General features: G+C 31.4%; 20 protein-coding genes. All 20 read right to left on the bottom strand.

Features of this window, described 5'->3' with window-relative positions; all coding sequences use genetic code 11:
* Positions 1-140: 140 nt before the first annotated feature.
* Positions 141-1,628, bottom strand: coding sequence for a hypothetical protein (locus BN4220_RS00220; RefSeq protein WP_066711912.1), 1,488 nt, complete (start codon positions 1,626-1,628; stop codon positions 141-143).
* A 181-nt stretch (positions 1,629-1,809) separates the two neighbouring features.
* The gene (locus BN4220_RS00225; protein ID WP_066711914.1) at positions 1,810-2,619 is read right to left on the bottom strand and encodes a hypothetical protein; all 810 of its coding nucleotides are present in this window, start codon (positions 2,617-2,619) and stop codon (positions 1,810-1,812) included.
* On the bottom strand, positions 2,619-3,710 hold the full coding sequence (locus BN4220_RS00230) for a hypothetical protein (RefSeq protein WP_066711916.1): 1,092 nt from the start codon (positions 3,708-3,710) through the stop codon (positions 2,619-2,621). Before BN4220_RS00230 ends, BN4220_RS00225 begins: the two co-directional genes overlap by 1 nt.
* Before the next feature lie 112 nt (positions 3,711-3,822).
* On the bottom strand, positions 3,823-4,566 hold the full coding sequence (locus BN4220_RS00235) for a class I SAM-dependent methyltransferase (RefSeq protein WP_066711918.1): 744 nt from the start codon (positions 4,564-4,566) through the stop codon (positions 3,823-3,825).
* A gap of 69 nt (positions 4,567-4,635) precedes the next feature.
* Entirely contained in the window at positions 4,636-6,735 is a 2,100-nt protein-coding gene (locus BN4220_RS19660; RefSeq protein WP_082811921.1) for a glycosyltransferase, read from the bottom strand.
* A 12-nt stretch (positions 6,736-6,747) separates the two neighbouring features.
* Complete coding sequence (locus BN4220_RS00245; RefSeq protein WP_066711920.1) at positions 6,748-7,767, bottom strand: class I SAM-dependent methyltransferase; 1,020 nt, start codon at positions 7,765-7,767, stop codon at positions 6,748-6,750.
* 21 nt (positions 7,768-7,788) lie between these two features.
* Positions 7,789-8,883: a DegT/DnrJ/EryC1/StrS family aminotransferase gene (locus tag BN4220_RS00250; RefSeq protein ID WP_066711922.1), complete on the bottom strand. Its 1,095-nt coding sequence runs from the start codon at positions 8,881-8,883 to the stop codon at positions 7,789-7,791.
* Between the two features lie 35 nt (positions 8,884-8,918).
* Complete coding sequence (locus BN4220_RS00255; protein WP_066711923.1) at positions 8,919-9,971, bottom strand: glycosyltransferase family A protein; 1,053 nt, start codon at positions 9,969-9,971, stop codon at positions 8,919-8,921.
* A 19-nt stretch (positions 9,972-9,990) separates the two neighbouring features.
* Complete coding sequence (locus BN4220_RS00260) at positions 9,991-12,288, bottom strand: glycosyltransferase (protein ID WP_066711925.1); 2,298 nt, start codon at positions 12,286-12,288, stop codon at positions 9,991-9,993.
* A gap of 2 nt (positions 12,289-12,290) precedes the next feature.
* Entirely contained in the window at positions 12,291-12,743 is a 453-nt protein-coding gene (locus BN4220_RS00265; RefSeq protein WP_066711927.1) for a hypothetical protein, read from the bottom strand.
* A 76-nt stretch (positions 12,744-12,819) separates the two neighbouring features.
* Positions 12,820-13,872, bottom strand: coding sequence for a glycosyltransferase (locus BN4220_RS00270; protein ID WP_066711929.1), 1,053 nt, complete (start codon positions 13,870-13,872; stop codon positions 12,820-12,822).
* A 319-nt stretch (positions 13,873-14,191) separates the two neighbouring features.
* Positions 14,192-15,004 (bottom strand): flagellin N-terminal helical domain-containing protein, encoded by an 813-nt coding sequence (locus BN4220_RS00275; RefSeq protein WP_066711931.1) that lies wholly within the window; start codon positions 15,002-15,004, stop codon positions 14,192-14,194.
* Between the two features lie 187 nt (positions 15,005-15,191).
* Positions 15,192-15,671: a flagellar export chaperone FlgN gene (gene flgN, locus BN4220_RS00280; RefSeq protein ID WP_066711933.1), complete on the bottom strand. Its 480-nt coding sequence runs from the start codon at positions 15,669-15,671 to the stop codon at positions 15,192-15,194.
* A gap of 54 nt (positions 15,672-15,725) precedes the next feature.
* A complete protein-coding gene (gene fliS, locus BN4220_RS00285) occupies positions 15,726-16,094 on the bottom strand; it encodes a flagellar export chaperone FliS (RefSeq protein WP_066711940.1) in 369 nt (122 codons plus the stop codon).
* Positions 16,095-16,205: 111 nt separating this feature from the next.
* Positions 16,206-18,356, bottom strand: a complete 2,151-nt coding sequence (gene fliD, locus BN4220_RS00290) for a flagellar filament capping protein FliD (protein WP_066711942.1) — start codon at positions 18,354-18,356, stop codon at positions 16,206-16,208.
* Positions 18,357-18,392: 36 nt separating this feature from the next.
* The gene (locus tag BN4220_RS00295; protein WP_066711948.1) at positions 18,393-18,806 is read right to left on the bottom strand and encodes a flagellar protein FlaG; all 414 of its coding nucleotides are present in this window, start codon (positions 18,804-18,806) and stop codon (positions 18,393-18,395) included.
* A 383-nt stretch (positions 18,807-19,189) separates the two neighbouring features.
* The gene (csrA, locus tag BN4220_RS00300) at positions 19,190-19,411 is read right to left on the bottom strand and encodes a carbon storage regulator CsrA (RefSeq protein WP_066711949.1); all 222 of its coding nucleotides are present in this window, start codon (positions 19,409-19,411) and stop codon (positions 19,190-19,192) included.
* Positions 19,405-19,878 carry a flagellar assembly protein FliW gene (locus BN4220_RS00305; protein ID WP_066711951.1) on the bottom strand — a complete coding sequence of 158 codons (474 nt, stop codon included), beginning with the start codon at positions 19,876-19,878 and terminating at the stop codon, positions 19,405-19,407. The genes csrA and BN4220_RS00305 overlap by 7 nt, the downstream gene beginning before the upstream one ends.
* A gap of 114 nt (positions 19,879-19,992) precedes the next feature.
* Positions 19,993-21,528 carry a flagellar hook-associated protein FlgL gene (flgL, locus tag BN4220_RS00310; protein WP_066711953.1) on the bottom strand — a complete coding sequence of 512 codons (1,536 nt, stop codon included), beginning with the start codon at positions 21,526-21,528 and terminating at the stop codon, positions 19,993-19,995.
* Positions 21,529-21,630: 102 nt separating this feature from the next.
* Positions 21,631-23,469, bottom strand: a complete 1,839-nt coding sequence (gene flgK, locus BN4220_RS00315; protein ID WP_066711955.1) for a flagellar hook-associated protein FlgK — start codon at positions 23,467-23,469, stop codon at positions 21,631-21,633.
* Positions 23,470-23,479 lie beyond the last annotated feature (10 nt).

Here is a 23,479-nt window from a genome sequence, read left to right on the forward strand (position 1 = left end):
TTAAGCTGCTCATATTACACCTTTGAACCATATCCGTTGACTTCTAATTTTTTACTGAGTAGTTAATTTATACCACTTATTTGCAAATTCGTCAATGTATTTTTCTATATGTAAAATTTAACGTTATATTTTTAAACTGATTACTGAGTTACACTTTCATTTTTAACCTTTGGCAAACTTACTTGCTCTGCTTTTGAAACGACTCTAAATTCAATTTCTTCAGTCTTTGAATCTTCATTTATTTGAGATAAACGATAAATAATGATTCTATTTTCTTTTAAGATATCTTCATATTTATAATTGTAAATATAGGTACTTCTTGGGTTTACCACTGCCGTACCTTCATTATTATATGTAGCTTCTTTTACCGTTTTCCAATAGATATCTTTATTTTTAATAATCTTTTCCTCATCCAATGCATTGTTTGTCATGATACTTTCATCTGTTTTATCAATTATCGCTACATCAAATGAATACTTTGAACTATTTGTAATTGTTAAACCACTATTTTCATCATTATCTGTTTTGTAACTAAACGCTAGTAAATCATTATCAGCATCTGTATCATCAAGGCTTGCAAGTTCCTTGGCATCTCCAGTAGATAGTAAAATAATTGCTCTTTCCTTAGATGCTACCTTCTTATTATTTGCTGCAATTCTTACATTGACTGTAAAATCAGTGTTTGCACTATAAGAAACTTTGGTGTTTATATCTGGGCTAGTGTAGTTTGTATAAAGGTCAAATAATGTAATGATACCAACTTTTCCTTTCGCATCACCATGGGCTTGGCTTACATCAATCCAATCACCATTATTTACTTGATACTCCATTCCACTCTTTAATCCTAGTGTATATGTTTTTTGATTTACCTTTATGCTAGGTTCTCTTGTTATACGAGATATTGTTACTTTGCTTTCTTTGGATGCTCGATTTCCATCGGTTACATAAACGTCATCTTTTAATGTAAGGGTTGTTGAATCTACTGCCTTAGTTCTAAAATATAGTGCTGCTCCTTTACTTATATAACTATTTAAAGTCAATGTATCGTAGTTATACCACTTACCAGTAGTACCTTTTTTCCACTCAATCTTTGATAGGTCGGTAAATTGCGTAAGTGTATCTCCTTTACCGATTGTAAAGTATACATAGCCACTATCTATTGCCGTAAAACTATTATCAGGGGTTAGCTTTGTTATTGCTGCCGTATCTTTAGATATCAAAATCGTATCAATGCCACTATAATACGCTTTCAATGTACCTTCTTCTGCATTCAATTGTATTGGATATATGGTGGCCTTTTCTGCGTCACTCTTTATGTATAGAATGACCTCTGACTTTTTCATCCATGAGATATCAATAACTGCAGTTTTCTTACTTCCTTCTGCCTCCGTAGTTACGCTTTCCCACTCTGTCTTGCTTGGATATTTTGTGTCTATTTTATCGGTAAAATAGATTATATTTGCTTGGTAATCTGAACTTACAGTTACACTTTCGCTGTCATAGTTTACTGTAATGTCTGTGATTCCAATATCCGTAGCCGTAGCTTTTACGACTTTTGATGTCTTGAGGACACCAATTATGATTGTTAATACAAGACAAAGAGAGAGAATTTTCTTGATGTGCTTCAAATTATTTTCCTCCCTGTTTCCTTACGTTCCATGCGGTGTCAAAGTAAGTGAAAGAACTGGCCGTACCAAGGGGCAGATCTTGAGTTGTATGTCACGTTACTTTTATTTACATTGGGTATATCGGAAGGTTTTGGGAGGAAGTTTAGCTTGTTATTACAAATATTTCTTTTTCTTTTATAAGCTATTTGTGATTTTTTATAATAAATAATGGGCGTTTATAAAACTCACTATTTAAATTCATAGAAAAATCATTAATAAACTTTTGTAATTGTTCTTTTGTAGATTTAACTGGAACATTAATATACTCTTTTTTAATGTTGTGATATAATCCTATATTAACTATCTCATATCCACTTTGTAAGAATATATCTTTTTGGTATTCAATCATTTCAGATATGTGATCAGGAGAAACAATTGGTGTACTTTTATTTCCACCCCAATTATAACCTATCTGAAAAACGATGATATCACACTTTTCTTTGCATTTCTTTAGGTACGTAATAATATAATTTTTTAATTCATTAGCATTTCCTACTCGACTATTTTCAAAATCCACTCCACTATGATGCAACACATTCATATTAAAAGCTATATCTAAGTTTGGTAACTTATCTATATTCTCCAAACCTGCTGATTCATTTATAACCTTTACATTATCAATATGGAACATATCACAAATCATCTTTATAAAATTTGCATTATTCTCATTTATTTCAATTGCCACAAAATTACTTTGTTTATTTTCCATTGCAAAATCAAGACAAAAACGACCAGTATTTGCACCTATATCTCCAACTATAGCTCCAATAGGAAATGTAATATTTTCTTTTATAAACTGATATCTTTTACTATCACCACGCCAATTCTCATCTTTTAATGCAGTTATCCCTAATTCTCTTGTTATAAAATTCGGAAAGTTTTGATAATTTGAGTGCTTACTCCCATCACTATAATAGTTTATAATCTTATCTTTCATTTCATGAGTTATCATTATATTCCCTCTTTAAATAGTTTTTCTGTATCTTTTCTATGATATATATCGTAATTTAATATTTCTTTCTGGTCTTTTTTTAATTTTCTATCATCATACCCATAATACATATTTCTATTATTACTAGAAATCCCATTTTTCCAAAAGTAATAAATGTTATTCTTTATTGTTCCTTTATCTACTTCAACATCAAATCCCATATCCATTAGATATTCCTCAAAAAAAGGTACATTTGCATCAACAAATAATTGAGAAGGACCCCACAATCTTGGATTTGCTTCTATCATATAATATTTATCATTGGATTTTTTTAGCTCTACCATTACCAATCCCTTAAAATCTTCTAATAAAAACATTTCTGCATACGCTTTACAAATTTCTGTTTTATGTAAATTACTACTTACTGCTAAGCAGATTGAACCTCCTGCTTCTTGTTGAATCAGGTTTTTTTGAGAAAAACAATCATAAGAACCATCTTTCTTAAAGTAATAAAGCAAATACCAGCTTTCTCCAATTATGTATTGTTCAATTGACCAATCTTTATCATTAACATTTACTAAACGATAATAGTCTTCTTTATTTTCTAGTAAAATTGGCTTACCCATATAAGATTCATAGGTTCTAGGTTTTAATATACATGGAAATATCGCATTCTCAATCGTTTTATAACTTTCAGGTACCACTAGCTTATATTTCCTACATAATTCATAAAATGAACTTTTATCAGATATAGTACAATAAAGTTCTTTATTTACTAATGGTATATGAATATTATGTTTTCTAAATTTATCTACATTGGAAATTAAATATCTGTTTAGATATTCAGTACTTGGTAACACAAATAAATCTTCCTTATTATATTTATCTTTAATAGTTAAGATTATAGATACTAGATTAGAAAGCTCCTTGCTTTTTCGCGTATATGCAACATGTTCTTTATATTGTGTTCTAAAAATAGGGTCTTGTTCGCTAGATGCAATAATATAAAAAGGAATATCATTCTCCATACACACTCGAATAAATGCAATTATTGCACGCAAATTATATCCTGATAAAATAATAATTGCTTTAGTATTATTAAAATCATGCATATTTTTCACAACCAATTTAAATTATTAACTAAATCATATTTTTCACACTTATGAATTTATGCTAATGTCCTCTCGTTATTTTTTAATATCTTTAATAAAAAGCTATCGTTTTTCATACTTTTTGTAAACATATATATATAGAACCAGATATCTCTGGATTTTTTTTGGCTAATTTTTGTAACCCCTCAAAATGGGATAAATTCAAAATATTTTTTTCTACCATCTCTTTTAATTGAAAATCTGCAAATGGTTTGACATATAGTCCTCCTTTTTCTATAACTTTGAACTTTGTATTTTCTACTTCTTTCAGAAGGCTATCCATATCAAAGACTCGCCTATGTCCATGTTTCAAATCATTTTCAGTTAATAAATATTCATCCTCTAGCAATCCCATTTCAACAGCCAATGAACGACTTAAAGCTTTTGCATTTGGAACCGTAATAAACAAATAACCACCAGATTTTAAAGCTGAATAACAAACATCTAATACTTTCTCTATATTTTCTATATGCTCGAAAATATAGTTTGCTGCTATAAAGTCATACTTTGAATTATCTTGAATATCTTCAAATAAACTGTATAGATATGTAATATTATTTAAGTTCGCTAAATTATTTTTCGCCCTATTTAAAAATATTTCACTCCCCTCACACACTACAACTGATTTGAAAAATTTCGATAACAGCTTTGTGCTATCTCCTTCTCCACATCCTAACTCCAAACATATTCCTTCTGATTTTTCCTGCATGTACTTTTCCATAACATTAATATTTAATTGTTTAATTATTGCAAGAAAATTACTATTTCTACATTCATAAGTTTGAGCCACTATGTCCAAATTATTGTTTTCGCTCATATTATAATCCCTTCTTTATGCTACTATTTCTTCACAAATTCTACTCTCAAGCACCTATTGGACCCGCCTCTAGTTCCTATCTAAATCCTTTATTGCAAAAATAAATGCATACAAACTTAATCCAAAATCAATTGTTTGATTATCTAAATCCAACATATATTCTAATATTTCACTTTCTTCTGGCATGTTTTGCAATATATCTTCTAAGCATAAATGATATACCAGCCCTCCAGTATTGATAATAGTATGATCTATGAAATATTTCTTCACTGCTGGCACAATACTTTCTGAGTCTGCTGCCTCGGAAGGATCGGTATTCATCATTTGTTGTATCGATGGAGCATTAAGAAATCTTGTAAACTTACTTCCATCTGCATTGTTAAAATAATCCTCTGCTAAATACAATCGGATTCCATTTACAATTGCCATCTGCATATCAGACCACTGAAACCTGTTATTTCCAATAAAGTCATTACAGAAAAATAGTCCACCTCGTTTTAGCAAATTGTACGAGATTTCTACTGCTTTATCTGCATCCTCCATATGATGTAAGCTATTATCCCAAAAGACAAGATCATAGTATGCATCCTTATCAGATAATGAATAAATATCTCCACACATAAACTCCATCTGATGTTCTACTTCATTCTTTCTGGCATTTTCTCTAGCTTTTTTTATCATTCCTTCAGCAATATCAATACAGGTAAAATGCTTCACAACACCTTCTTTTAATAACCTAATTTCCTTTTGTGCACTTCCACATCCAATAGATATAGCTCTTTCAATCCCTTCTACCGGAATTAAATTCTTTTCTTTTAATAATTCTATTGCTCCATTATTCCAACCATCAATCGCTTTACCACAAATCTTTTTATTATAATGACGAATTATTGTCTGAGACTGCCACCATCTAGTTCTATTTGGGTTCTCTTTATAATTTGACCAATAATCAGCTTCAATTCGTTTCCTAGTGATATATACATCTTCTTTATTCGTAATATTTAGATTTCTTTCCTCTATTTTCTTTGACATAGCTTCCATTATTCTTGCATTTTTATCTTCGTTTCCTAATCGATATGTCTTTTCAATCAAATCAAAAACAAACTTCCGTTCTGTTAAGTTGTGAATTATACTGATTATAATCTCCATAGGAGAAACTTTGTTTATATGTATCCACTTTAGAATATCTTCTATTTCAATCTTCTCTCTGATTTCAAGTCTTCGCAAGAAAAATTTGATCCTTGTATAACGTTCTAAAAGTTCTGATGTGGAAAGGTCAAGTTCCAATAATATCTCTCCACCCAGAGTTTCCCTCTCCAAATTTGATATTTCAAAAACTTGCCTTAATATCGGCATATTCTTAACCATCTCATTCTCATCGAAACTGCAAAGAAGTATTTCTGCCTCTTTATATCTTTTCTGATTAATTAAATTTTCTATTTCTACATAAAGTTGCTTCGTTAGTGAGTGTAACTCATAACTATAAATAAACGGATAATTAGTCCATTTTTCAGTAAGAAAATCTGGATAAGCGTCAAACATAATTTTTCTGTTATCATCGTAATTCACTAGATTACTATATCCGCAGTCATGAATAGCCCACGCAGGATCTTGAAAAGGAATTACAATACGATATCCCGCCCTTAAAAACTCAAAAGATTGAGAGATATCATAAAAATCCCATTGCTTTAATATATCCTCTCTCCATCTAATATCGTATTGTGTAGCCAATAGCATTCCGTCAAGGGCTTCAACATAGATGTATGGTTCTTTCTGATAGAAATGAATATCTAATGCCGAAGAATAGTCACTAGCAATCGTCCTACCGCAATTCCACGCGTTATAAATAACACCACTTTCAGGAATTTTTACTCCGCCAATTAAGCCCAACATTCCAATTTTATGATCTGTTCTAAATACATTTAACATATCAGATATAAAATTCTGATTGATAATAAAAACATCCTGATGCAGATAAACTTTATATTTTGCATCGCTACTTTCCATGGCTGCATTATAAGCTTCAGCCATAGACTTTGCTTCTCTTACTGTAATGATATCTATTTCAAAGTCCTCTGGAATAATCAATCGATTAAGATACCAATTGCACTCTTCAAAATAAAGCTCATTATTAACACATACAATAAAAGCTATCTTTTTACTATTCATATTTATTACCCTTTACTTTCTCAATACATAAAGTATAGACGTCTCCGAAAAACCATTATCCTTAAACAACTTAGCTCCAAAAAATTCTTTTCCTAAACATTCTAATGAAAATCCACTATCAGCAATCCTTTTTATAAAGTCCTGCTTCGCATATTTTCTCACATGATCTCCCTGACCAAATCGTCTCCAATTTTCTTCTTCTGAACAGCCTACTTCCTCATCTGTTGCCACCACATTTAGATCCAAAGGTACTAATAGAATACCCGTTCCATTCTTCTTTAATATTCTATAAAGTTCTTTTAATGCCTTCCTATCGTCTGGTACATGTTCCAATACATGAGAACAAATCCATATATCATAACTTTCATCAGATATCATACTCATGTCCTGTAAATCCAATTGAAAAGTTACATCTTCCATGTATAAATCTCCAGAAGCATAGTTTAGATTAGGGTAATTAGCAAATAAATACTCTTCCATTGCCTTTGATGGTGCAATTTGCAACATGCTAACTTCTGATGATTCTAAAATTTTGCTTTGCTCCAAATAGGAAACTATGAGTCGCTCTCTGTCTAGACTTCCACAAATTGGACAAATATATTCTTTCTCACTTAAGGTTTCTAATCTAGGTTCAGGAAGCTCGTACTTTTTTCTCATTTCATAATATACCTTCGGTAAAGGTAAATAGTATACTTTCTCCTTACACAATGAACAGTGTCTTATATTTTCATCATAATCTTTTATGTATTCCACTGATAGACTATAAAATTCTCGTATTACACTCTTAAAAAACTCTTCTGTTACCTGAACATCCCTGAAATTTGTATCATAATAATCATTTAAAAATGGATGACCCAATTTTACAAATATCTCAATCATGTCTTGGGTTATATTCAAAAAATCTCCCCAGTAGACTTCTGCATTTTCGTTGCTAATATGAGGAAATAATGCCTCTAAATATTCCTTGAATACCCCTATCTCTTCCTTATGCTGCGATAGTTCTCTAAATATGAGTAATGCCTTCTGATTCATTCTTACACTCCATTCTTATCACTAGATTAGATCACAAATTTTCTCTATTTCCGTTACATCCAAATCTGAATACATAGGTAATGTCAAAATTCTTTTTGATACGTATCTAGCATTTTTTAAGTCAATCTCCGTATATAAACCACGAAAGCACTGCTGATCCGACGTTATTGGATAAAAATATTTTCTTGCATAAATATTGTTCTCCGCCAATCTTTTGTAAACCGCATTTCTCTGTTCTTCAGAAGAAAACAGCACTGGATAGTACCCATAATTATAAACAATCTTTGGATCTCTTTTCCGTAATGTAATATCTTTTCTGTGGGATAAATATCCATCGTAATATAATGTCTTTTCTTCTCTTTTACGAATTTCTTCTCTAATATACTTTAGGTTGCACAACCCCATAACAGCACAAAATTCATTCATTTTTCCGTTAGCTCCAACTGCAACAACAGCCTCTTCAGAACGAATACCAAAGTTCTTAAGATTGTAAAGCCTATCGTATAATTTCTCTTCTCTAAAACAAACTGCCCCACCTTCAATTGTATTAAATACCTTGGTAGCATGAAAACTTAGAACAGATGCATCTCCAAGGCTTTCTACTGAGATTCCGTCTATTGTCTCTCCAAATGAATGTGCAGCATCATAGATTACCTTAAGTTTATTTCTTTTTGCAATTTTCTCAATTTGTAAATAATTACATATATTTCCATACACATGTACAGGAATTATGGCTACTGTCTTATCCGTAATTAAAGACTCAATTTTATTTTCATCAATTGTAAAATCACTAAGCTTTATATCACAAAATATTGGTATCATACCACTTCGAATAATAGCATGAGTAGTAGAAACAAAAGTGTAAGGAGTTGTAATAATTTCACTTCCCTTAGGAAATCCCATTGATTGAATCGCCATCTCCAATGCTGTATGTCCATTTACCATAAGTGAAATATGTGGTATATTTAAAAATTCCTTTAATTCGTTTTCCAACCTTTTATGAAATTCGCCCATATTGGTAATCCTATGGGTATCCCACATTGGTCGTATCATTTCTATGTATTCCTCGTAGGACGGCATAGAGGAATGGGTTACATAAACAGGTTTTTCTATCATTCTTCCTCCAATTCTATGTATCTACTGAATCGCCTTTATAAGTTAGCATCAATAATACATTGCCCCATTTCACGCATAATTTGATTTTTCTTTAATCCTTCTAAATATATTTTTGCACTTCCTATCTCTAACTCTAACTGAAAGAAATCTTTTTTCCCAAATCTATACTTTTCTAAAAAGCAATCCTGTACTCTTTTATCTTTAAAAATATCATAAAAATAAAAAATTGCAGCTTGGCGGGTTAGCTCTTCTTTGGCTCTAACCAGTAAAAAGAATTTTTCACACATAATCTCCTCTGGTGTCATTGCATCCTTATTAACAAACATATCGCCAAATGCAGCTCTAAAGAATTTTTCCTCCATGCCAGCTATAGTCTCATACCACATGTAACATTCTTCACTATAGTGTCTTGCGATATTCTCTGGAGATACGGCACTGACATTGATTGAGTTTCCTGATGAATGCCAACGAAAGGTCATCAGTTTTTCTTCAATAACATGTATCTTTCCCGTTAAAATTAGATTTACCCACATCTGAAAGTCTGGTATCTGACGAAAAGCCTTATTACCATTCTCTATAAGTTCTTTATAAATATTCGTCCGAATTAAAATAGAGGGATGCACAAGGCAGTTTCCATTTTCATAAAAATAGCGCATCCACTCTTCTGAACTCCTATTAGGTTGCTGAAATGCTTCTATCCCTACTACCTCGTTTCCTTTTTCATTCACTTGTCTAGACCAAGTAAAACAAGCAGCACAATCTGGATTACTCTCCATATAGCTCATCTGTTTTTTTAATTTATCTTCATGCCAGAAGTCGTCAGAATTTAGTAAAGCTGTATATTCATTGTCTACTTTACTACTTAAAAATCTAGTCAACCCTCCTTGATTCTCATCAAACAGATGAATTTCACGTAGTCTTTCGTCATATTGTATTAACTTCTCTCTAGTCCCATCGGTAGATGCATCATCTGCTGCATACACATCAAAATCTTGATAAGTCTGATTCAAGACACTATCGATTGCTTGTTCAACAAAGTCCACATGATTATAACAAGGGATGATTACCCCAACTTTTTTATTTGTCATCTTATTCTCCTTATTCATTTCAAGTCGATTTAACAGAAACCTTTAATATATAGTCTGCCTTCTTATCCTCAATAGCTTTAATAATTAAGTCAGAATGATTTTGTATTTTTTCTATTATCTGTTTTTCGGTGATAAAAGTTATTTGTTCATTTATTTTAATTGCCTTAGAAATACTAATTAACATAAAGCCTTTTTCTTTCAAATAGGGTAATAGTTTAAGAACTGTCTCTTTCGGTCGTTCAAGATATTCTAAGACATTGCCTATTATAATATAATCAAAACTCTTTTCTATAAATGGCAATTCTACCACCTCAATATCTCCTTGGATTATATTAGTAAGATTTTTTCCGATTATTGCTACTTCAACATTCTTTTCAATTCCATATACCTTACTATTTGGGAATATACTCTCTGCCTTGGCCATAGTCGCTCCGAGTCCACATCCCACGTCTAGTATCGAAATTTGTTCATCTGGATCTTTATCTATAAGCTCCAAGAGATCCGTTCTAACCCAACAATACTCTTCTACTGGTATTCCATGCTTTTCCTCTAACTTCTTTCGATTCCTTATCAAAAGTTCGTCAAAAGATTTTTGATTCTTCCTAAATCCCACACTTCCAAAATGATAAATGAAACTATTTTTACACAATAGTTGGGTATATCCTGCTTTTAGAAATCGGAATCCTATATCATTGTCCTCATAATTTCCTGGTGTGAATCTCTCATCTAGATAACCTACCACTTCCAAGGCTTTTCTTTTAAACATAATCGCAAATCCCATTAGCCAAGCCTTCTTCTCATAAGGATATCTCATCGGAATATTATGCTTAGTCCCATATATAAACCACTCTTCTATACTGCTTTTCTTTTCCTTAACCATCTGATCATTATTGGCATGGTTGCTCACACTTCCAACAGCACCAACTTTTTCATTTTCATATAATCCCATTCGAAGCCAAAAAATAGCATTGGGTGGAACTATCGTATCATTATTTAACAAAAATACATCATTCTCAGTCTCTGATACTCTAATACCCTGATTACAGCCTGCTGGAAAGCCCTTGTTCTCTTGATTATAAATCACTTTTAGATTGTCCATCCCAATCTTTTGCTTCCATCTTCTTTGATACTCTTGAATCCATTCTTGGCTTCCATCTTCAGATGCATTGTCAACTAAAATAAGTTCATAAGCCTCCGGAGACATACTTTGCTGAATACTATCAATACAAATAGAAGTCATTTCCTTTCCATTGTAAGAAAGAATAACTATTGATACAGGTGATACTGATACTTCATCAGAGCTTAGAAGGTTGTTTTTGACTTCTGTAAGAAAATATCGGTCTTCATTATTACAATAAAATTCTGCATTTTCATAACACAAAAATGCTTGATTTTTATTCTTATCTAAGTAATAATTACCCAACATAAAATACAATTCATAATTTTTATGATTATATTTAATTCCCTTACTAATACATTCAAATGCTTTTTCTTTCTCCCCTACGTTCAAGTAAATACTTGCTTCAAGAATTGCCATGGTATCATTATATATATTATTTATGACCTTATACTCTTTTAACAGTGTATTGGCCTCTTCCATTCTTCCGCCATTTATCAGAATACCTATTCTCTCTTCCGTCAACAAATCACGTTTGCCCAAATCTTGTCTATATTCTTCTAAGAAGGCTATTCTCTCTGCCTCATACCCTATATTAATATCCATACCACATTCATGGATTACCCATGGCTTGTCCTGATTTACAACTGCTGTTTTATATCCTTTTCTAGCAAATTCAAGACATTGAGAAGTATCATAAAAATGCCAACCCTTACAAATATCTTCCCTCCATGGAACATCATATTGAGTAATCATAATTTGTCCATCAATTGCTTGAACAAATTCAAAATCACCTTCCACTTTTCCTAATTCAAGAAGTTTTACAATTTGCAGATTATCTTCCAACGTCTTCCCAATACAGCCTCTGCCTTCCCACCATGTTCCGTCTTCAGGAAGATGCTTGCAGCCAATCACTCCAAGCATACCAATTTCAGGATGTTCAGTAAAAATTCGAATACAATTCTCAATTATCATAGCATTAACAATGAATACATCCTGATGCATATATACCTTATACTTCGCATCACTTTGCCGCATTGCTCTATTGTACCCTTCAGTCATTGAGACACCATCTTCAATAATAATAATCTCTTTTTCCATTCCTGTCGGTATTTTTAGAGAATTAATGTAGCACTTTGTTTCCTCCATTATTTCTTTACAATTAGAGCATAAAATAAATGCTACTTTCTTATAATTCATCTCTAACCCTCCATTACAAAGCTCCCTTTACACAAATATTCATGTAAAACGTGCTCCATCTCTTTATCTCCACGATTTTTGAAGTGTTTCTCCATATAAGTGGCTACTTTTTGCTTATTGCTAGAAAAAAGTGAAATCATCAGAATAAGCATATATATAGAAATATTCATACTTACAAAATCGATTGCATTACTAATCTCAATATCATATTCAATTCTGCGTAGATAATATTTTATACTATAATATAGCTTTACTAAATCATCCACACAATTACAGTCATTTCTCCAAAATAATCCTTTAATCCCATTATCCTCTTCTATTCTAGCAATCTTAAGAATAATAGAAAAAGCAATCATATCCTTAGATAACTGTTCTCTTTCGTCTAAACTCAAGTATAAATTTTCACAATTTTTCAAATCATGATTTTTTATATATAAATCTAATTTTTTTTTCAATAAATGCTCCTTTCTTTTATTCAAGAATTAAATTGTGTCTTTAAATTATAAGGTAATGTAAAAAAATTATCGATTTCTAACCTAATATACTATCTATACGTTGTTTTGCCATTTTATAATCTCCACATTTCTTATAATATTTTATGCTACTTCCTTTATCCCCAAGACATTCATAGATCACCCCAATATTATAAAAAGAAAGATACCCATTAACCCCTTCCATCTTGCATGCTTTCTTCCGGGTAGCTTTTAGAAATTCTTCTATTGCTTCTAGAAATTTACCATTGTTCATTAACACAAGAGCAATCATAAATATAAAATCAGCTGAATGAGCAAATTCGTCATATACATTTAATAATTGCATTGCAGCTTCATATTGCTCGGTGTTAAGGAGAGAGTATCCATAGCTTTCTATTAAATCTTGAACATATTCAAGTCTTATATCCAAATCATAACTTAGTACCTGCGAAAAATATGTACAAGCTGATTTATAATTTTCCTCCATGTAATAGCTTTTTCCTATTTGGTAGATAAGATAAGGATCTTCTGGATTTTTTTCCAACGCCATCCTTAATAACGTTATATTTCTATCTGTTTTTTTCTTTCTTAGGTCTAAGTTACCTTCATAACCAGAATGCTGTACAATCAACGGTATATCATAATAGTCTACTTTTGAATGATTAATAGGTACTAATTGTTCATGTATGACTCCTTCATATTTATAATATAACTTAGAAAAAAAGCGACCAACTCTTTCGTGATATTTATAAGCTACTGCTCCTCTTGAGTATTCATTCACTCTTAACAATCTTCCTACTTTCGTTGGACTTAAAACTATCTTTTGTAGTTGTAGCTTATCTATAGTTTCAATTACTTCATCTGCATCAAGTACAAGAATAAATTCATTGGTAGCTTTAGTAATTGAAAAATTTCTTGCATCACTAAAGTCATTCTTCCATTTATAATCATATACCTTATCCGTAAATTGTAACGCTATCTCTTTGGTTTTGTCAGTTGACCCTGTATCTATAATAATTATTTCATCAGCAATTTGAGTCGCGCTTAATAAACTTCTTTTTATATTTGCTTCCTCGTTTTTTACTATCATGCAAACACTGACAGTATTCATATTTAATCCTCCTACTAGAATGTCAAGACCGTATAGTTAGGTTTATTATTTTAATTCTGTTTAATTACGCATCTAATCATGATTTAAAGTCTATTCCAGTTATATATCTAATACTTTACTACATTTATCGACATTTTATTCTTATATAGTAATAGATATTATTAATAGTTTTTTTGTATATATTTATTTAAGTATTATTAAAAAAAGTTTCTATTTTAATTGTTAGAGAATGCCTTACATCTAGCAATTAAAACAAAAACTTTTTTTGAAATAAAAAAGGGTGACCTTAAGGTCAGCCCTCTTAAATTCATTAATATTATTATTGTAATAATGATAAAACACCTTGAGTAGATTGGTTAGCTTGAGCAAGCATAGATTGAGCAGCTTGTTGAAGAATATTATCTTTTGAGTATTTTACCATTTCGTCTGCCATATCTACGTCACGAATACGAGATTCAGCTGCTTGTAAATTCTCAGATGTATTATCAGCATTAGCAATTGTATGCTCTAATCTATTTTGTAATGCACCAAGATTAGATCTTTGAGTGGAAACTGTATCAATAGCTTTCTGAACATTTGTAGTAGCTGTTTCAGCCTTAGTGTGATCAGTTACATCTAAAGCATCAACACCTAATGTTGCAGCAGTCATATCACCAATCTGGAAAGTAATTTTCTGATTAGCATTTGCACCTACTTGAAGGTTTTTACCAGTAAATTTACCATCAAGTAATTTCATTGTATTGAATTCTGTTTGATCAGCAATACGTGTTACTTCTGAAGACAATTGATCTAATTCAGCTTTTATAGCAGTACGGTCAGCAGTTACGTTAGTATCATTGGCTGCTTGTACAGATAACTCTCTCATTCTTTGAAGAATTGAAGTAGTTTCATTAAGAGCACCTTCAGCTGTCTGAATTAAAGAGATACCATCTTGTGCATTTGTAGATGCTTGATCAAGACCTCTAATTTGTCCACGCATTTTTTCAGAAATTGTAAGACCAGCAGCATTATCACCAGCACGATTAATTTTGTAACCAGAAGATAATTTTTCTGTAGATTTTGCAAGGTTACCAGTTGTAATTCCTAATTGTCTGTTTGTATTAGCAGACGCCATATTGTGTTGAATTATCATAATATATTCCTCCTTGAATATACAGTAGCATCCATGCTACCATTGTCATTTTATTGTAGTATAATAAAATGTTATCTGACATATATAGGCCGTACGCTCCTATTATTCGCTTCCAGATAATATTTATCTTACTTATACTATATATCGGATAGAAAAAATAATACTTTATAGTGATTTATAATATTTTTTATTTTTTTTTGTCTAAAAAATAAGACTCCCCTTGATATTCACTCATCATATTTTTATAATAGTTACTAACAGATTGACTACTCACGTTATAATTTTTAATCTCCTGTTTTTGTCTCATTAGATAAGTCTCAAGCTTTGATTTAATAGCCTTCTCTTTCACTTGAAGATTCATACTTTTTTCAATAATCTTCTTGATTAGTTCTTGCATAACAACAATATCTGATTTATATTCAAAGGCATTGCGTTTTACCTCATCTTGAACCCTAGCATATATCATCTCAAAGCCATCATCTAATTGATCTAACTGTGTAATAAGTTTCTCTTTCTTATTTAAGGTTTCATCAAAACTATCTATATCGACTTCAATCGATGTTAATATATTTTCTTGTTTCTTATTTATTTCAATCAACTCATCTAAAATTTTATTTTTTTTTACTAAAGTATCTGTTAGTATTCTTATATAAGTATTAATTTCCATCTCTATCTCTTTCCTATTAATAGCTTTCTTAGATTCTATTTTACATAAAGTTACTTATTTATTATTCTTCATAACTTCTTTCCATGTATCTCGCATTACTCTAAGATGGGCTAAAACCTCATCCAAGATTTTGCTGTCTTTACTAATATTCGCTTGAACCATTCTTTGATATAAATAGTTATAAACATTATCAAAATCTTTAGCTACCCCATATTTAAAATCAAGCGTACTTTGTAAATATGTAATAATTTTTTCTGCTTTAATTATATTATTATTTGCCTTGCTTATATCTTTTTCTTCAATACCAATAAGAGCTATATTACAAAATTTTATTGCCCCTTCATATAACATTAGAGTTAATTCTGCTGGTGTAGCTGTATTAATTTTATTATTTTGGTATGCTGATGCAGCATTAAATGCCATCTTTATTCCTCCTGTATCACTAACCTACCATTTTTTATAATATTATAACAAATAAATAGCAAAATATATAGAAGAATATAATATCTTCCTAACACCTTATAATGCAATAACTTAGTTTGAGCTCGTACCCAACATACCTGCTAATGCATTACTCTGAGATTGTAATTTTGCCATTGCTGTTTCCATAGCAGAAAATTGTTGATAGTACTTATTTTCTAAAGCTGTAACCTTTTTATCTAATTCAGCAATTTTTTTCTTATACTCTGTTTGTTGATTAGTCATCAATTTATCATTATAAAACGTAAAGGCACTTCTAACATTAGGGATAGACTTTATATTTTTATCTATATCTTTGTATAAATTGCTAATAGTTTTAGAAAGCACTTCTGCTACTATATCAGGATCTGATTCCAGTGCATTCATAAGTTTATTCGTAAGGCTAGCAAAAGTTGAATCATCTGGATCTCCATCTATATGTAATAAGCCTTTTTCCGAATAATCTGAAGAAGTTCCTATTCCAAAGCTAGCTAACGAATATTTTTTGCCGTCACTTGCTTCAACACTTTGTGTAAGAGATGTTTTTAATGAAGTTATAACAGTTCCTATGCTAGAATCTCTTCTGAGCATAGAATCCTTTATTTTAGTCTCCCATTTTTCAATCTGTGCATCTGTCATGGCTTCTTTTTCATCATCACTCAAAGGATCATAACCACTTGCTGAATCTGCATAATATAAGGTATTTAATTCCTTTAAAATTTCATTGTAATTTTTGACGAAATTTTTTACTGCATCAAAGGTGGCTTGTGTATCATTGGACACTCCAAACGTAATACTTTCGTTTCCTGTAGTTGCACCTTTTAATGTAACAGTTAATCCATTAACCGTTACCGTATTAGAGCTACTCGTAAAAGTTACACCATTCATTTCAAATTTAGCATCTCTACCTGCCTTTACAACCATATCATTTTGATTTGAATTTGTTGAATCTACATTAGTAATTTCGCCAAGGCCTAATAATGCTAATGAACTAGTTGTTGAGGTTCCATATTTATGAAATTCTTCTACATATAACTTCATATTATTCTCAATCTCATTTAAGTTATTATTCGCATCATAATATGATTTATAGGTGTCAGCATAAGTAACCTTATATACTTGACTTTCCTTTACAACATTATCATACTCTTGTAATAAAGCAGATACTGAATATTCATCGATTTGTTTTTTAACTTCTTCTTCCGTTCCTTCTTCTGGAACTTTAATATTTGCTTTAAGATTACTTTCAACAGCCCTATACTTTTGTAATATTTTTATGCCTTCTGTTGCTAGTTCCTCATCTTTAAAACCTTTTGATTCTAAATAAGACTCGATCTTACTTTTATATTCTGATTGATTATAATCTTCTAATGTAACTGTGTAACTAGCTAATAATTCTTTATTCGCCATCTCATAGGCCTTCGTACTTGCTTCTTTAGTTGCTTCACTTTCAATTACTTTTGTCCTACTTTTTTGGGCTAATTCAACCAAGTACTTTAGATTTTCTTCATCTATTGTATCACTATTTCTAATTTGTTCTAATTTTTCATTAACCTTTAATGACTCTTCTTTGTCAAGGCTTGAATAATCAATCGCAGTTTTTATTGCATCTAAACTTTCCTTCGCTCCAGCACCATATTCTCTAATTGTAAATTGGTTTTCTTCACCACTTAACTTAGAACTAATAAAAATTCTTTTTTGTGAATTATCAAAATTAGCATTTAAACCTGCATTTTTACATTTAGTAATGAAATCATCAATTGTAGTATTTTCATCAACAACAAAACGCTCTTCTTTTGATCCATTAGTAATTACTATCGTACTGCCACTATTAGTACCTAAGCCCAAACTTTTTAGTGTATTAGAACCTGTTGTACTACTACCTAGCTTAGAACTAATGACTGATTGACTAGTTGCTGTAGTAATATTTGATATTGTTCCTGCCCCTGTTGGTGCTGAACCACTTGCTTTTATTTCAACCAATGACTCATTCGAGCTAGTCACTTTCTTCGTACTGTAAGAACTTTGTAGTCTTAACTTAGTTAAATCTTCTGAATATAATTTGTACAGTTTTGTATTTAATTCTTTTAATTTATCTTGCTTCCATTCAAGAATTTGCGATTTATCACTTACTTTTTTATTCTTTAGTTTCTGGGCATCTACAAGACCTTTAACGATACTATCTGTATCTAACCCTGAAATCATTCCTGATAATCTTAGTGCCATATGTAACCTCCCTCTTACTATTTATAATATTAACTCTTACCTTTTCTCATCCACTAACAATCCAGCCATTTCATATATTTTTTCTAATACTTTAATTGATTCTTCTGGGGGGATCTCTCTAACTATTTCATTGGTTTCTCTATCGCGTATTTTAATTGATACTCTATTCACTTCTTCATGATAGGAGAATTCACACCTTGTCTTTGTTGGCTTTAGTTTATTATTAACATCATTAATTACACTTTTAATCCGTGTAGCTTCTAATCTTTGTTCTTTCTGTTGTTCCGTATCATTACTTACACCACCGAATTCTACGGTAACTGATTTTGGCCCATTGCTCTTTCCACAATTCACCATTCCTTGTTGTAAATTTACCTCACTACTAGAATTTGTTGCTTTATCTGCTCCTTGATATGTTGCAACTTGGCTTACTATTCCTTTCACTGCCATACTTGTCCACCTCCGTGTGAATCTAGTTAATGTTCTAGGATATCTTATATTTATGTAATAGTTATCGTCATAATTTGAATAATGTTAATACTTTATATTATTGTATTGCCATTATTTAAGCAAATGATAAAGTCTATTTGAAAATCTTATCTTTTTTATAGTAAATGATAAAAATTATATGATAAAGTATTCTTTCGCTGATATCTTGTAAATATATAAATATATATATTATTTAATAAAATTCTCTTAAAAATGGGAGACTAATTTGTTCCCTAATGAAACAAAATTATCTCCCATCTATAATGTATACTCATACAAAATATACGTTAATATTTTAGAAATGACACCTTCGTTGTCTTTTATAGAAATCAATAAAACTTAAACTAGTCAAATAACTTCTTTAGAGCTTCTATACTATCTTCATTTTGCATCGTCTCTTTGTTCTCTTGTTTAATAGAAAGGTAGATTTCTTTACGATAAATCGGCACCGATTTCGGAGCTGATATTCCAATCTTTACTTGATCACCTTTAATTTCTAATATCGTTATCTCAATATCATTTCCAATCATCAAGGATTCATTTACTTTTCTTGATAGGGCTAGCATTCAGATTCCCCCTTTTCTTTCTTGTATTTCATAAAACTAGTATACACATTATGTTTTACTTCATACTCTGGGTTTTCTGCTATTACTTGACAACCTTTTTTCGTATCCGAATTAATGATAATTGGTGCTTTTAAATTACTTCTCACTTTTGTAATATCACTTGGAACCGTTAATGTAACAAATATTACAAGATTTTCTTCTGTAAGTTCTCCCAATGGTGCAATTAATTCGTCTTCAATTGTCGGATTGTATTCAGGAACAATCATTAACGGACTAATCACTGGTAATGCCAAAGCCACTTCATCAAGGCTTTGTAACCATGAAATAGGTGATCTTTCTTCCGATTCTGAATCGTATAGTATCGTATATCTTTTAAAGTCCTCAAAACCTAATATCCCATTTTCAAATGTTATAACTTTATTTTCATCTAAATCGATTTCTCCAAAGTGTTTTGTTTGTATTAACATTCTGTTCTCCTTCCGAGCTCATAAATAACTAATATGTATTCACAATCGCATAAGCGATTCGGCTCAATTATCCACAATGTTTTATATGTAATCCATACTCTATGTTATAACATCTTATAAGAAATCAAGCAATGAATTTTGTACGATTTTCGACGTTGCTGATAAAGAAGCATTATAAATCGTCTGCTGGGATGTCAATTTTATATACGCTTCCACAATATCTGCATCTTCATTGGTGGTTAATAAATCTTCAAAATCCACCTGTTCTTCCGACAATCTACTTTCTGTTAACTCTAGTCTTACATATCTACTACCTAAATCAGCTACCGCAGTATTTACAACATCTTGTTGCTTACTAAGTTTAGTAATACCCTTTTCAAATGTAGTTTGCATTACTTCTGATTTTAACGTTAACTCCGTATTTAATGTTTCTAACAATTCATTTAAAGCAGCGGTTTGTTCTGATGTATTCGAGCTACTCTCTAGCATTTTCTTAGTTTCTGTAATCTTATCTTCTACTACTGCGACTGCATTAATAGAATCTAAAATATCGTCAATACATCTTCCAATAGCATGGGTAATTGCATCGCTACCTTGAGTATTAATTTTTAATTTCTGATTAAAATTAACTTCATAACTAATATCCTGCTTTGATTTCGTATAAACTATAGGATCTTTGTCTGGATCAGTTAAGTCAGTTACTGTACAGTTAAAATAATTTTCAGGTCTTAATTCACCTTCCGTAAAACTGTCTTTTTCATAAGTAACCTTTATTTCAGGTAATTTCTTAAAATCACCATAAACATCCTCCGCAAATATCAGTTCTCCTGTATCAGCAATATACTGAATTTCACCTGGCTCAGGCTGATATGCATTGGTATCTGTTGATTTTACGGATACAATATTACCAGCAAAAGTATCATAGATCACATTTCCATCACTATCCAACTCATAATCACCATTTGTATCGAGTCTTGGGTATGATATATTAATCTTTCCGCCATCATCTACTGTTTTCAAATTAGTATAAGAAAGTTGTAAACGGTACGCGTCAATCATATTTGGTTTCGTATCAAGATTTGTGTTACCAGGGTTTGCTGGGTCATAATCACTTAAGTCATGAGAATTTATGGTTTTATTGACCATCTCGATTCCTGTACCTGATAGTGACTCTTCGATTTCATAATTATAATTGGTTTCTTTTTTATTAAAAACTAAGCTTGTATCTGTTTTATATCCAGTAAACACATATCTGCCTGCATATTGTGCATTTCCTTCGGCGTATACTTGCTTCTTCAATTCCGTAAGGTTCGTCACAATACTATTTCTATCTTCTTTTGTTAACGTATCATTTGATCCTTGAACGCAATAGGTGTTCATTTGCTTTAAAATATCATTTACATTATTAAGCGCACTTTCCGTCACATCCATCCAAGATTTTGCATCTGGTATGTTTTTCTCATAGTATTGATTAATTTCTGTAAGGTTTGTTCGTAACTTTAGTGCACGTACTGCAATGATTGGATCTTCAGAAGGTCTTTGTATCTTTTTGCCTGTGGAATACATTTGCTCTAATTTTGACATTGCATTTTTATTGGTATTGATGTTATAGAGCGCATTATTCGTCATCATTTTATTCGTGATTCTCATGGTATTCTCCTTACTCTAAGCCAAGTATCAAGTAGATATTCTCATTTTGCTAGCTCTACTTGCTATATCACCCTCATGAAGCCAAGGACATTCTTCATAAGGTTATACTCCAGTTTCATTTATCAACTTATTATAGATTTCGTTTAAAGTGGAAATTATCTTGGAAGAGAATTCATAGGCGCTTTTATATCGAATTAAATTCATTGCTTCTTCTTCGGAATCTACACCGCTTACGGACAATCTTTGATTTTGAACGGACTTTAAAATATTTTCTTGATTGGTTGCAAAATTTGTTGCTTTTGCAGAATCAATTCCCAATTCTCCGATTAAAGCATTTAAATACTGAGTCGCTGTTCCCTGTCTAAATAAAGTAGTATCGTCTTTTAACTCTAAGTATTTTGATACTAAATCCGCTGATTCAACACCGTTTGTTATATCCGTAGCTGTAACAAGTTTATTTGGATCTTTAATTATGTCTTTTGTTACTCCAATATTATCAATGGTCATAAAATAGTAAGAGCCGTAATTTGCATCTTCGCCATCTACCATATAATTTCCTGTTTTGGTTGTAAATAAATAACCGTCTTGTTTGTCAGTTTCAGAGGTTTCAAATACATAATTTTCACCAGTCACTGGATCAACTGCATTGAAGAAGTCTAATCCTGTATTTCCATACAAATCTTGTCCGCTTTTTGAAATCTCATTAAAAGCTTTTGCATAAGTACGGACAAACTGATTCATCTGAGACATATAGTATGGAATTCCCTTATAATCAATGTTTTTACCGATTCTTACATTAGCATCATCTACACTAGTTACAATGGCATCCTTTAATGAAAATTCATATACATATTCGCCGGTATCTTCATCTAAAGATACTGCAAAGCCATCATATGCATACTCTCTGCTGCCTATGGTGATAACACCACTTGATGACATTGTCATTTTTTCAACATCATTGATATTAGAAGCTGTAACTGAAATCGTTAAATCTCCAGTCTCTGCAGTAACTTTCCCAGTAAAGGCTTCATTATTATTACCATCCCTGATATCTATAATTGCTTGTAAATTTCCGCTTGTCCCTGTTATTCCTGTATTAAAGGTCTGTCCGTTCGCCCACTGAATATCATACAAACCATCTACGTCACTTTGATTGATTTTTTCTTCTCTTGGTACACAAACTAATGAATTGGCAGAATAATTATCCACTAGCACCTGCTGATTGATTTTAACCACATAGCTATTTACACCAACGCCATTTCCTACCACAGTTTCAGAGACAGAAACTTCTGCATAATTAGATAATTCATCTACTAGCAATTCACGTTGATCTCTTAAGTCGTTCGCAGTTCCTCCGCCAACTTCAAAAGTATTTATCTGTTTTGAAAGTACTGAAATTTGCTGTGCTAGGGAATTCACTCTACCAACTTGGGTATAAAGTTCAGTATTACAATTCTCCTGTATACTTTTTAAACTTGTTGATAAGGAGTTAAAATAATCGCATAATCCTTGTGAAAGGTTCGTTACTTGTGTACGTACTGAAATATCAGATGGATTTTTTGATAATTCTTGTATAGAGTCATACATTTTATCATAAGTAGTTGTAAATCCCTCTAACTTTATTTCATTAAAATAATTCTCTATTTCTGTCATATAGTAGGCTTTTGTGGAATACGTACCACTGATCGTACTATTAGTTCTATATTTCATGTCGTAATATTCATCACGAGCTTGTACAATTCCTGTTACACCAACTCCAGTACCAGCCATACCGTAGGAGCTGTTCACACGTAATGCTTTATTTGCTTGTTGGTTCACTACTTGTCTTGTGTACCCTTCAGTCTCTGTATTTGCAATATTATGAGCGGTCGTTGTAAGACCTGCCTGAGATGCATACAAGCCAGTTCTACCAATGGATAGCCCAAAAAATGTTGATGGCATATTGTGCTCC

The organism is Clostridium sp. Marseille-P299, from assembly GCF_900078195.1.
In the GTDB taxonomy this organism is placed as follows: Bacteria; Bacillota; Clostridia; order Lachnospirales; family Lachnospiraceae; genus Lachnoclostridium.

What these genes read in the sequence shown, in the direction of transcription:
- BN4220_RS00225 (WP_066711914.1), bottom strand. Translation starts at nt 2,619, where the DNA reads ATGATAACTCATGAAATGAAAGATAAGATTATAAACTATTATAGTGAT.
- BN4220_RS00230 (WP_066711916.1), bottom strand. Translation starts at nt 3,710, where the DNA reads ATGCATGATTTTAATAATACTAAAGCAATTATTATTTTATCAGGATAT.
- BN4220_RS00235 (WP_066711918.1), bottom strand. Translation starts at nt 4,566, where the DNA reads ATGAGCGAAAACAATAATTTGGACATAGTGGCTCAAACTTATGAATGT.
- BN4220_RS19660 (WP_082811921.1), bottom strand. Translation starts at nt 6,735, where the DNA reads ATGAATAGTAAAAAGATAGCTTTTATTGTATGTGTTAATAATGAGCTT.
- BN4220_RS00245 (WP_066711920.1), bottom strand. Translation starts at nt 7,767, where the DNA reads ATGAATCAGAAGGCATTACTCATATTTAGAGAACTATCGCAGCATAAG.
- BN4220_RS00250 (WP_066711922.1), bottom strand. Translation starts at nt 8,883, where the DNA reads ATGATAGAAAAACCTGTTTATGTAACCCATTCCTCTATGCCGTCCTAC.
- BN4220_RS00255 (WP_066711923.1), bottom strand. Translation starts at nt 9,971, where the DNA reads ATGACAAATAAAAAAGTTGGGGTAATCATCCCTTGTTATAATCATGTG.
- BN4220_RS00260 (WP_066711925.1), bottom strand. Translation starts at nt 12,288, where the DNA reads ATGAATTATAAGAAAGTAGCATTTATTTTATGCTCTAATTGTAAAGAA.
- BN4220_RS00270 (WP_066711929.1), bottom strand. Translation starts at nt 13,872, where the DNA reads ATGAATACTGTCAGTGTTTGCATGATAGTAAAAAACGAGGAAGCAAAT.
- BN4220_RS00275 (WP_066711931.1), bottom strand. Translation starts at nt 15,004, where the DNA reads ATGATAATTCAACACAATATGGCGTCTGCTAATACAAACAGACAATTA.
- flgN (WP_066711933.1), bottom strand. Translation starts at nt 15,671, where the DNA reads ATGGAAATTAATACTTATATAAGAATACTAACAGATACTTTAGTAAAA.
- fliS (WP_066711940.1), bottom strand. Translation starts at nt 16,094, where the DNA reads ATGGCATTTAATGCTGCATCAGCATACCAAAATAATAAAATTAATACA.
- fliD (WP_066711942.1), bottom strand. Translation starts at nt 18,356, where the DNA reads ATGGCACTAAGATTATCAGGAATGATTTCAGGGTTAGATACAGATAGT.
- BN4220_RS00295 (WP_066711948.1), bottom strand. Translation starts at nt 18,806, where the DNA reads ATGGCAGTGAAAGGAATAGTAAGCCAAGTTGCAACATATCAAGGAGCA.
- csrA (WP_066711949.1), bottom strand. Translation starts at nt 19,411, where the DNA reads ATGCTAGCCCTATCAAGAAAAGTAAATGAATCCTTGATGATTGGAAAT.
- BN4220_RS00305 (WP_066711951.1), bottom strand. Translation starts at nt 19,878, where the DNA reads ATGTTAATACAAACAAAACACTTTGGAGAAATCGATTTAGATGAAAAT.
- flgL (WP_066711953.1), bottom strand. Translation starts at nt 21,528, where the DNA reads ATGAGAATCACGAATAAAATGATGACGAATAATGCGCTCTATAACATC.
- flgK (WP_066711955.1), bottom strand. Translation starts at nt 23,469, where the DNA reads ATGCCATCAACATTTTTTGGGCTATCCATTGGTAGAACTGGCTTGTAT.